Here is a 12,550-nt window from a genome sequence, read left to right on the forward strand (position 1 = left end):
CTCCAACTCTAAAACTTATATTCTTCACCTTGAATTAATTTATTAAAATTACCAAATACGAACTCTTCTTTTATTTCTCTAATAAATTTACTATCAGATAATAATCTATAAATAGTTACTATTAATCCACCTACATCTAATTTCTTTAATGCTCCCTCATTACCTAAATAAGCACTAATTGCAACATATATAATATTGCTTGCTGATGCAATTGCATTTGAGTAACTTAAAATTTTTCTAGTCTTAACTTCATAAATATCTCTATTATGATACTTAGTTTCATCATAAAATAATCCATGAATTGCTCCTATTATCATATTAATTAAGGACGACATTGCCACTCCCCTGCTAACACTATAAATATCTATTCCATTTTTAAGTAACTTTGATGAAAAATTCGGTGATACAGTATTAATTACTGGTATTGGCAATCCCATAGTTGTAAAAGCATCTGAACTTAAGTGTATTGCATGTTTAGTAATTGCTAAAACTAAATCTTTATAATCAGCTTGAACTCTATTAAAAGACTCAGAAAAAATTGATACAATGTTAGTTATTCCATTGATTTTATATTCATTTCCTACTAATATAGTACTATACGATTCTAAAATAATATTATTTTTAGTTACAGTTTCCGATAAAATATTAGCTGTTCCAAAAATCCAACCAAGTAAAGGATCGTGTCCTAGTGTACTATATCTATGATTAGCTCCACTTATCCCTGTATTATCATAATATCCTTCTTTTTTAAAAGCATCATAAGGAACAGGCCCACATAAAGAAATTGGGGTGTATTTCTTTATTACTTTTCCTGCTTGCTGATCATTTTTGAATCTTAATTTTTCATTACTTAACCAATACTGTCTTACACACTGTAATGCTATTGCAAAAAACAGAAATTTCACATCTAAAGAATTAAATCCTGTTTGCTTTTCAAACTCTAAATCTAAATTATCAATAATTTTTCTTGAATTATGTGCTACTTCAGCTACTCTAAACGATTCATTAGCTATATCCTCCATATTTCTTAATGTTTTTTCTGAAGCACTACTTACTTCTTTTCTTCTTCTACGTAATTCTTCTATATCCATAATTTATCCTCTCACATCACAAAAAATATTCTATATATCATAAGCACCTCATTTTTTGATAATCTAGAATTCTAAGATCTTAAATTTAAGTAAAATGTATTTCTTCCTTTTCACTCACATAAATTGATAATTAATATTAACTCTTTATTTTTATATTCTTACTAATTATAATTAAAATGACATAATTTTCTTTTTTCAATTTATATTATATTTCTTTTTCATCTATATTTCTATGTGAATTTGTAAAAAACTATATTAATTATCTAAATATATGTCTTTCATTTGTATTTTAAACTCGTAGATCTTCTAGCCACTAATAAATTATTTAATTTATATATATTTTATATTTTTTCAAAAAACCACGATATTTCTATCGTGGTTTTTATGGTTGTTGCAATACGCAGCCTTTAAAATCCTCTGCATTATCTATTCAAAATATTTATAATATAATCTAGTCTGGTCCTCATTAGCAAATCCATTTTTTATAATATATTTTAACTTTTTATTTACTATATCCTTACCATTATCAATTATTATTTTTAAATACTCTTTAATTCCCATAATATTCATCCAATTTAAATTATCTAATGCTACTTTTTCATAATCAAATTTATCTGGATTTATAATAAACTCCAATACACTATTATATTTAACATAATTTTCAAATTTAATTATATTTACACCTTTATCTAACAAAAATAATACTATAATATTTTCCAATATACTTTCTAATGGATCAGGGAAAGTTGTAACTCCTTGATTTTTTATTCTATTAGAAACATGTAACTCTACTTCTGATATAATCTTACTCTCTATAATTTCATTATATTCAATTAAATTATCGAAAATAAAATCTATTAGTGTATTTATATCAATGCTATCTATAATATTTAATATCTTCCTACTTATTCTTCCTCTTTGTTCATTAGAAAGTAACTTACTTAATCCTGAGATATATTTAATATTATTCTCTTCTATTATCTTATCTATTTTATACGTATATAAATCATATGAAAAAGTATTAACGCTCTTTAAAAAATTAAAGATAGCTCTAGTTTTATTCTCGCCTTCCAATTGATTATATACTTTCTCAGTGAATAATTCATTAATAACTAATTTAAAAGAATTAATATTTATTGCTTCAATATTCCTACTAATGAAATAATTTAACTCTTCACTTATTTCAATAAAAATATAACAATGTAAATTTCCATCACTTTTTATTAATACATTCTCCAGTATTTTTACAACTCTATTTACATCCTCTTTTTCTAAATCAATTACTGTCAATAATAATACAAACTTCTTTAAATAATCTATATTATATTTATTAGGTTTTGATTTAATATATTCACATAAGTTTTTTAGCATCTCTACTATATTAATATCAGTTTTATACTCTATTTCTTTTACCTCATATTTACTTAGTAGTTCTTTTATCTTTTTATAATCTGAATGCTTAATTATAATATCCAAATCATATATATTAAATATATGACTATCATATTTATTAAAATCTGGAAACACCGTATTTGTTCTAATCCTCTTCGTTTTTGGTGAATACGTACTTATTATTGCTTCTATATATGGCTCAAAGAATTTCTCCATATTATTGAAATAATCTAAATATAATCCATTTTCTCTTATATAAAAATAATAATCATATGCAATAGTCATCATCTTATATAAATCTCTCTTAATATTCCCTAGTTGTACCGAATTATCTAACTTTAAATATTTTCTTATATGCTCCTCTTTTAACCTAGATAACTCCAATTTCTGATTTTTGTTATTATTAAATATATCATTTAAGTAATTTAATTCATACATAGTTTTTTTAGCAATATTTTCATATATATAACTAAAGTCATCGTAATTACCTTTATCATTATAAAACATCAACTGATTTATTATACCTATATTAAATTTGTATAATAACAAATCGTATATGTCATTATTCAAAATATTTTCTTTTAACTCTTCTAAACACTCCCTTACTTTATCAAACTCTTGTAATTTAAATAAATAAAGAGCTTTAATATTTTTATTGTTTATTGAATTAATTCGTTTGCCAATCTCTATATAATTGCACTTAATTTCCAGTTCATTCAATTCAGTAAAGTCATCTTTCTGTTCATTATAAGCCTCTAACAAATCATACGTTTCTATTTTATTGTTATTTTGAATATTAATATATACAATGCCTGATTTAATTAACATCTCTTTAACGAATTTCTCTTTATTATTTTTTCCATTAATAATATCCAGTATAACTAAATATTCTTCTGAATCAACATTAGAAAAGTTAAGTGTATTACCTCCCATTACTTCTGCATACTTAAATCTATATATACTAAAAAGGTCATTTATAGAAATCCTTCTAATTTTTTTAAAGCTTTTTCCTGAATAATAAAACTTATCTATAATACCCTTTGGATAATCTCTTATATACATCAGTGTTCCATATAATCTTTTTCCAAATTCATTTGATAAATTACTTTCAACCTTTTCTAAATATTGTTTATTTACTTCTTGTGGATTTATAATAAATAAATTATTTTTTTCATAATAATCTTCTATAAATCCAGTATATTCTTCGCTAATCTCTTGAATAATAAAACTTTTAGGTCTATCCTTTACCTCCGTATAACTCTTAGCTAAATAATCTACCCAACTTATAATTTGCTTTAAATTATAGTCATTTAATGAATAGCCAATAAACAAAAATGTATTACTAACTAATAATGATTTAATATATGTTTCAATTAAAATATGATTTTGTGAATAATTTAAGTAATCATTTTCTTTAAGAACTATATTATCTAACTCCTTTATATCACCATGCATCTTTATAATATATTTGCTCTTTTTAGAATCTAATAAATCTTTGTCTTTAGTTATAACATCAAATAACATTCTTTGTTCTATAACTGTATCTTCTAATAATCTATCATAGTTTGTTGTTATTATATGTTTAGGATTTAACTTGAAAATTAGCTCATGAATATCATTAGGTTGTCGTTTGACATCTAACTCTTCTTTAATTACCTTTTTATATTCTTCACTTCCAAAAATATTATAATAATACTGTGGAATTTTTAAATACTCATCAGAAGATAATTTTTTTCCTTCATTAATAGGATAGTTGAGTTTATTAATAAATACTCTAATTAATTGCTCCCAATCTGGCAAATTAGAATTTTTTGAAATACCTGCACCTACAAATATTATTAGTTTATCCTCATCCCTAGCATTTTTAATATATCTTACTTTTTCATCTAAATTCAAAATATCCCTCCTATAAAATTATTAATATCTTAAAATATAAGTATTTCTTATACATATATTTTAAAGCATAAAAACCCACGATATTTCTATCATGGATTTTATGGTGGAGGCGAAGCACGACCTTTAAAATCCACTAATTGCTCTATTATGCTAATTAAAAATAAACACACTTTAATAATTTTCCTCTAATATTCTCACTCCAATATCTATTTAGCACTATCCAATATTCTATTTATTCATTATCTAATTCATATTTATTATTGTCAATAACCAATGTCAATCATTTACTTTGATACAATAGGATACTTTATTCCAAATACTTACATTTTATTTACTTGTCCTTGATAGTTTATAACACTCAGGACATCCACTTCCTGCACTTCTTGAATATATATTAGCCTGCCATTCATGTCCTTTTTTACATTTCCACCATACTTTTTTATGGCTTCCATGTCCCAAAATCTCTGGTGTAACTTCTCCATTTTTACTTGGGTGCCATTCCTTTGCTAGTTCCGGGTTTATTCTTGCAAGACTCTTATCTATTGTAACCTTCTGTCCTGTACAATAGTGACACTTACTTCCACTATTTCTATTGCATATTCTAGCTTGCCACTCATGGCCCTTCTCACATTTCCACCACACTTTTTTTCCACTTCCAGCCAATACGTCATATGGAGTTAACTTTCCATTTTTATCTGGATGCCATTCTTTCGCTAGTTCCGGATTTGTATGGGCTAGGCAATTGTCTTCACTTACTTTTTTATTTGAACAATATGGACAGCTACTTCCTTTTGCTCTGTTATGGACAGATACCTCCCATTTATGCCCCTTTTCACATTTCCACCATACTTTTTTTACACTTCCACAAACTACATCGTATGGTGTTAACTCTCCATTTTTACTTGGGTGCCATTCCTTTGCTAACTTTGGATTTATATTCGCTAAGCAATTATCTTCACTTACTTTTTTATTTGAACAATATGGACATCCTAATCCAGCATACCTACTTGATATCGACGCTTTCCATTCATGTCCCCTTTCACACTTCCACCAAACCTTTTTTCCACTACCAGGTACAACATCATATGCCGTAAGTTTCCCATTTTTACTTGGATGCCATTCTTTTGCTAGCTCTGGATTTGTATTCGCCATGCAATTATCTATACATACTTTTTGATTTGAACAGTATGGACATCCAGTTCCGCTATATCTGCTACCAATCACGGCTTTCCATTCATGACCTTTTTCACATTTCCACCATGCATACTCTTTACTATTCTTCTTGAAATATGATAGTTTTAAATCTTCATTCTTTATATAATTCCATTCTTTTAGAAGTTGATTATACCTTATATCCTCTTTATTTATGTGATTAATATATTTGTATTGTTTTAAAATTTTAAACCTATCTTTATTAATATCTATTTTATTTTTTATTCTCAATATATCTTCACTATATCTATTATCTATTTCTTTTATCTTCTCTAAAATTTCAATCATTAAATTTTTAAAATTACTATAATAACTAGAAGTGTTATATATTATATAATCAAAACCTCTCATATCTATTTCAGGACACCCAGCTTCTCTTATCCTAAAAAACTTAACATCTTTTAGTGATAATAATTTGTTTTTTCTAAGGTCTCTTAAAACTGCCACCTCTTCAGAATGAAACTTAACCCCATCGTATTCTATGCCTAAATTAATCTCCTCAATAAATATGTCTAATTCAATACCATCATATTTATATCTGTTATGCAGATTTTGAAATATCTTTTTTAAATAAAAACAAATAGCCTGCTCAGGAAACGAAGTCTGCTCACCATAGCAATGCGGGCAGCCTGTTCCGTTATTTCGGCTAGAAATAACAGACTGCCATTCATGTCCTCTTTTACACTTCCACCATACCTTTTTTCCACTGCCAGGTACAACATCATATGGTGTTAATCCTCCATTTTTATTTTTATGCCATTCTTCAGCTAATTCCGGTCTTAAATTAGCTAAACAATTATCAATATTTACATATCTATTTGCACAATATGGACAACCTTTTCCACTATTTCTGTCTACCACTGTTGCCTGCCATTCATGACCCTTATCACATTTCCACCATACTTTTTTCGTACTTCTTGCTACAATATTGTATGGAGTAGTTTTTCCATTTTTATTCTTATGCCATTCTTTTGAGAGCTCTGGATTTATATTTGCTAAACAATTATCTTCGCATACTTTTTGGTTTGAGCAGTACGGACAGCCTGTTCCATTATTTCTATGTGCTACTGATGCTTTCCATTCGTGACCTTTTTCACATTTCCACCATATCTTTTTTTTACTACCTGCTATAACATCATATGGTGTCAAATCTTTATTTCTATTTGAATTCCATTCCTTGACCAGTTCAGGATTTACATTTGCTAAACAATTATCTTCATACACTCTTTTGTTTAAACAAAAGGGGCACCCCTTTCCTTTTGACCTATTATTAATAGTTGCTTCCCATTCATGCCCATTGCTACACTTCCACCACACTTTCTTATTACTATGTAACGTCACATTATATGGTGTTAATTCTCCATTTTTTTTTGGATGCCAGTCTTTTGATAGTTCAGGATTTATATTTGCTAAACAATTATCTTTACATACCTTTTGACCTAAACAGTATGGACATCTACTTCCCCTAACTCTACCTCCTATAGCTGCTTCCCATTCATGCCCATTGCTACATTTCCACCACACTTTCTTATTACTTCCAGCTACAACATTATCCGGTGTTAACTCACCATTTTTTTCATAGTTCCATTCCTTTACTAACTCAGGCTTAATTGTAGATAGGCAATTATCTTCACATACTTTTTGATTCGAACAATATGGGCAGCCACGGTTCTGATTTCTATTATTAATAGCTGCTTTCCATTCATGTCCTTTACTACATTTCCACCATACTTTCTTGTTACTAGAATAAGATACTTCATACGGTGTTACTTCTCCATTTTTATCCTGATTCCATTCTTTTACCAATTCGAAATTGACTACTGCTAAGCAATTTTCTAAAGTTACCCTTTTACCTGAGCAATACGGACAACCATTTCCCCTAACTCTATCACCAATAACGGCTTTCCATTCATGTCCTTTTACACATTTCCACCATACTTTTTTGCCACTTCCGCATGTTACATCGTACGGTGTCAAATCTCCATTCTTAATAGTATTCCATTCATTAGCTAAATCAGGTCTTTTTATTGCTAAATAGTTACTCTTCTTTTCTACTTCATCAACGTTAGTATTAAACATAAGACCTCCAATATATTATTTCTTCAATAATATTATAAAATAATTTACTTTCAAAACAAATCTATTGCAACGTTATATTATTTGATATTTGTACATAATTATCCTTACACCAAACATTTATTTCCAATTTTGCTCGCAGAAAGTACTTTTTTGATCAGCTTATATATTAAATTTATATTTCTTGACTAATAAATTTAACGTAAAAACTATTTATGTATTTTAATTATACTTATAATCATACCTAATTAATAAAAATCTACCAGCTTAGCTGGTGGTATTTCCTCAGCCCTATAAGGAGGATACTACCTGCGTTGCATCTTAAGACGCTTAAATTGGTCCGCCAGCCACGCATACTTCTTTACTTACTGCCCTTAAAAGGGTCCATATATTCCTTTAAACTTATTTGATCAGCTATCATATCTTCTTGTTCTTGATTTCTTATATAATCTTCAATTGCCTTCTTATTTTTCCCGACAGTATCAACGTAAAATCCCCCTGAACCCGAAATGCCTATTTCCACATTTATATTTTAAATTTGTAAATTTCTCAAAAATCATAAGACTAATTTTACCTTTTAGAAATCCGAAAAAACTTGAAACACTCATTTTAGATGGTATTTCAACAAGAATGTGTATGTGGTCTACGCAAGTGTGCGCTTCGACTATCCTAACCCCTTTCCATTCACAAAGCCGCCTTAATATCTTACCTATTTCTTTTTTTCCCTCCATATATTTCTTTCCTTCTGTATCTCGGTGCAAAAACTATATGATATTTACAATTCCATTTTGTATATGCTAAACTGTTTGTATTCATTTTAAAACCTCCTTTTTTCACAAAAATTGACTCTAAAACCACTCGCATAGCGAGTAGTTTTTATTAAACAAAAAATACATTGAAGTAATTTCAATGTATTTTTTTAAAACTTTTACTCTTTAAGCTCATCTATCTTCACTTTAAATTCCTTTTTTATAAAACCACCTACTATTTTAGTTACTCTATTACATATCATAATCTTCACTAATTTTCTTATTAATGAGACTTATTTTACTTCCATTAGATTTATAACAAATTGTAGTTTTTATAATCTTGGATATATTAACTATAGTGATTAATTACTTGAGTATGAGGATAGTTGAATTTTTTATTATTTCCTGCTGAGATGAAAGCATGTATGGGATTTAAATTATTTAATAATCTACTATCAGTACCTGTTCTACTTCCATGGTGAGAAATTTTTAACATATTTACACAATTACTATTTATGCATTTATTTAACTTACAATTTAATACACTATAACTAGCATCTCCAGTAAGATACATCATAGTATTTTTATATTTTACACAAATAACAATTGAACTATCATTTATATCAGGGGCATTAATTACTGTTGATGTTGCATTATCTGGATTTCTAAATATAATTTCTGTATTTCCATCTCTAATTATCCCAGGTGAATTTATATTTATCCATTTTGGTATTTTTAATTCTGCTTCTTTTAATAATCTATCAACCACTTTTGTTTCATGAGAATAATCCATATTAATTAAAAAATTATCAATTTCTAATCCACTATAGCTTATAAACTTATCAGCTCCTCCTATATGGTCTATATGTTTATGCGTAACTATAAAACCTGTAAGTTTACTTATATTATGTTCATTTAATATCTTCGTAATTTGATTATAAAATTTTAATGCTCTTTTTTCTGTGGAAATATTTGTATCAATTAAATATGCACTTTTATTCGTAGTTATCAATAAAAATGAATCTCCTTGCCCAACATTAAAACAATATAAGTATAATTCCCCTTCATTTTGTATTTGTGGTTTAGATAATTCTTTACATCCTTTATCCACTGTTAATACTTTATCTTTTCTTATATTCTTCTTATTATATGGCGACTCTATTTTTTTCCTTCAAATATATCATTATTATCAGTAATTATAGTTTTACTATTAAATATTCTCATATTTCTTAATTCAGTTGTTTCTATTGAATAATAGCCACCTTGTACTACACTTCCCTTAAAATGTTTAATCGTTACCTCTTTACCTTTATTAATAGCCTTATAAAACTCCTTTTCCAATAATGAATATTTCACATTAATGTTTCTTAAATGATATGACGGAAAATATTCTGACTCAATCTCTGGAATAATCTTAATACCATATAAACCATCTTCTTTTTTATAAATTTCATCAATAGAAAAAGCTAACTTCTTTCCTCTTAATAAACTATCCACAATTCTCTCCTTTTGCTAATCTATAAATATACTCTTATATGTATCTATTGTAATTATCACACAAAAAATCCACGATATGAATATCGTGGATTTTTATATGGTGGAGGCGACGGGTGTCGAACCCGTGTCCGAAAGCAGACCAGTAAGACTTTCTACGAGTGTAGTCTTGTGTTTTAAAATTCCCTCAGAGGCCGTCCACAGACAAACTTCCTCTTTGGTAAGCTTCATAAATTCCGTTCCTAGCTCAAAGCTTTGCTAAGCTCGGTTCCCCACTTTAAAATGACACCCTTGATCTCAACCGTGGGCAATTGAGGAAGGATGAGCAGCGCTAAATTAAGCTGCTAATGCAAAATTATCTTCTGCGTTTATCTTTAATGCATACTTTATTAACGAGGCACCATGCTTCCCTCGACTCGCTTATCAAACCCATCTTACCCCCGTCGAAGCCAAAACGCCCCCATGTATGAGATAATAATATGGTCTAAACGCTAATTCCATATTCAATTTTTAAATTTAAAAGTTTTATTCAAACTTATGTTCTCATTATATATCAATTAATTAATTTAGTCAAGGGACATATATGTTTGTGTTTGTAAGAGATAAATTTCCTTGACTAATTAATTAACTTTTAACTTTCTAAAATAGACAATTTATATAATACCTAATTCTATCTAAAATATCAATGGTATTTTTTCCCTATATCTAAGATTTTTATGATATATCTAGAAACAAAAAACTTTAAGTTTATTATTTTAAAAAGAAATTTTATTTTTGATAATAAACATGTTTAAATAAAATTCAGAGAGAGCATTTACTCTCTCTCAATCAAAAATCATATTATAATTCTATTAATAATTACTTGAAGTAAACTTCTCCATTTTCTATTTTGTCTAAAGTAACTAAAGACTCCACTCTTATTCCTTTGTCTTCTAAGTGGCATCTTCCGCTTTGGAATCCTTTTTCTATAACTATTCCTACTCCAACAACCTCGGCACCAGCTTGTTTAACTATATCTATTAATCCAAAAACAGCACATGCATTTGCTAAGAAATCATCAACTATAAGAATTTTTTCTCCTGGTTTTATGAATTTCTTATCAACAACAACATTGTATATTGTTTTTTTAGTAAATGAATAAACCTCTGAGTTAAAAACTTCATCTCTTTTGTTTCTTGGTAATCTTTCTACTTTCTTACCAAAAACAACTGGCACGTTGTCAAAGTATTGAGCTGTTATTATTCCAAGGCCTATTCCTGTTGATTCTATTGTAAGTATTTTATCTACTTGATCATTCTTAAATCTATCTTTAAATTCTTTTCCTACTTCGTTGAAAAATTCTACATCCATTTGGTGATTTAAAAAAGAATCAACCATTAAAATATTATCTTCTGTAACTCTGCCTTCTTTTTTTATCTTGTCTTTTAATAGTTCCATTTGGTTACACCCTTTCTTACTATTAATTTATAGTATTAATTTCCTATATTATATCATAATAGAAAAACTTATTGCTATCTAATTTTATTATACAGTATTCTTATTATTCATGTAATCCTTTTAAATATTTTCTTATATAATAATAGTAGAAAAATATTTTGGAGAGATGAATATGAATCCACTTCAATCACTCATAATAATACTCATATGTATTTTATCCATAATAATAATTTTATATTTAATAGAATCTGATAATTTCTTACCAGAAAAACAAATTACAAAATATGTCTCTCTAGGAAAGCTTGAACGGGCTCTTTATCTTTTAAATAAATATACAGAAAAATTAGACCCTTTATTTTTCTATAATAATAAAATTCTAGTACTCTCAAAGCAAAAAGATTTTAATGCAGCCTATGAACTTTCCATAGAGGCAATGAAAAATATTAAAGAACCAAACTATCAACTTTATAATAATATTGCATTTATATATTACAATCTAAAGCTTTATCATAGGGCTATAGATTTCTCTGAGAGAGCTCTTAACTTAAATCCCACAGACCTCTTCGCTTTAAGCAATAAAGGATTCTCTCATATTGAAATAGGTGAATTTTCTAAAGCTGAGGAAGCCTTTGATAAAGCTTTGGAATTTAATCCTTGTTTTAAAAATGCCTTATCTGGAAAAGCTCATTGTGCTTATGAAAAAGGAGATTACCTCCTTGCTTCTAAATATCTTGAAGATTTTATATCAATAGATAAAAGTGAAGCTTCAGCCTATAAAAAATTAGGAGAATGTTACTTCTTCCTAAATAATTTGAAAAATAGTTCTAAAATGTATAAAAAATCCTTAGAATTAAACTCAGAAAATTATACTTGCTATTGTGAATATGCTAACGTATTAATTTATTTAGGCTTATATGATAAGGCTTTAGAAAACCTAAATAAAGCCCTATCACTATCACCTTTTAACTTCATAGCATTTTACTATAAGGCTAGAGCATATGCCTTAAAAAAAGATTTTGACAATGCATTTTACTATTTAGAAAGAGCCTTACATTACTGTTCTTGTCTAAAGGAAATAGCTTTAGAAGATGAAATGCTAAACAACTTAAAATTCTTTTCAAAATTTAGTGAACTATTAGAAATAAAATCATAGTTTTTAGTCATAATTATAGGCTATATTTTAAATTATTGATTTAAAATATA

Annotated in this window: 7 protein-coding genes, 1 other RNA gene and 1 pseudogene; 1 reads left to right on the forward strand and 8 read right to left on the reverse strand. The window is 27.4% G+C overall.

Going from position 1 to position 12,550, the window contains the following annotated elements; genetic code table 11:
* Positions 1 to 8 precede the first annotated feature (8 nt).
* From AC2JAQ_RS08505 to AC2JAQ_RS08540, 8 genes and pseudogenes are all read right to left on the reverse strand, one after another.
* Positions 9 to 1,091, reverse strand: coding sequence for a hypothetical protein (locus tag AC2JAQ_RS08505; protein WP_488456053.1), 1,083 nt, complete (start codon positions 1,089 to 1,091; stop codon positions 9 to 11).
* A 426-nt stretch (positions 1,092 to 1,517) separates the two neighbouring features.
* Positions 1,518 to 4,379 carry an SIR2 family protein gene (locus AC2JAQ_RS08510; protein ID WP_488456054.1) on the reverse strand — a complete coding sequence of 954 codons (2,862 nt, stop codon included), beginning with the start codon at positions 4,377 to 4,379 and terminating at the stop codon, positions 1,518 to 1,520.
* A 327-nt stretch (positions 4,380 to 4,706) separates the two neighbouring features.
* On the reverse strand, positions 4,707 to 7,670 hold the full coding sequence (locus tag AC2JAQ_RS08515; RefSeq protein WP_488456055.1) for a zinc-ribbon domain-containing protein: 2,964 nt from the start codon (positions 7,668 to 7,670) through the stop codon (positions 4,707 to 4,709).
* 358 nt (positions 7,671 to 8,028) lie between these two features.
* Positions 8,029 to 8,483 (reverse strand): annotated as a pseudogene (gene tnpA / locus AC2JAQ_RS08520) (IS200/IS605 family transposase).
* Between the two features lie 282 nt (positions 8,484 to 8,765).
* Complete coding sequence (locus AC2JAQ_RS08525; protein ID WP_488456056.1) at positions 8,766 to 9,527, reverse strand: ComEC/Rec2 family competence protein; 762 nt, start codon at positions 9,525 to 9,527, stop codon at positions 8,766 to 8,768.
* Between the two features lie 47 nt (positions 9,528 to 9,574).
* Positions 9,575 to 9,913 carry a hypothetical protein gene (locus tag AC2JAQ_RS08530; RefSeq protein ID WP_488456057.1) on the reverse strand — a complete coding sequence of 113 codons (339 nt, stop codon included), beginning with the start codon at positions 9,911 to 9,913 and terminating at the stop codon, positions 9,575 to 9,577.
* Between the two features lie 98 nt (positions 9,914 to 10,011).
* Positions 10,012 to 10,372, reverse strand: a transfer-messenger RNA (tmRNA) gene (gene ssrA, locus AC2JAQ_RS08535).
* Between the two features lie 396 nt (positions 10,373 to 10,768).
* Positions 10,769 to 11,347 carry a xanthine phosphoribosyltransferase gene (locus tag AC2JAQ_RS08540; RefSeq protein WP_488456058.1) on the reverse strand — a complete coding sequence of 193 codons (579 nt, stop codon included), beginning with the start codon at positions 11,345 to 11,347 and terminating at the stop codon, positions 10,769 to 10,771.
* A gap of 172 nt (positions 11,348 to 11,519) precedes the next feature.
* Here AC2JAQ_RS08540 and AC2JAQ_RS08545 point away from each other — a divergent pair, with 172 nt between their 5' ends.
* Positions 11,520 to 12,500 (forward strand): tetratricopeptide repeat protein, encoded by a 981-nt coding sequence (locus tag AC2JAQ_RS08545; RefSeq protein WP_488456059.1) that lies wholly within the window; start codon positions 11,520 to 11,522, stop codon positions 12,498 to 12,500.
* The last annotated feature ends 50 nt before the right edge of the window (positions 12,501 to 12,550 follow it).

The organism is Clostridium sp. LIBA-8553 (assembly GCF_057782465.1).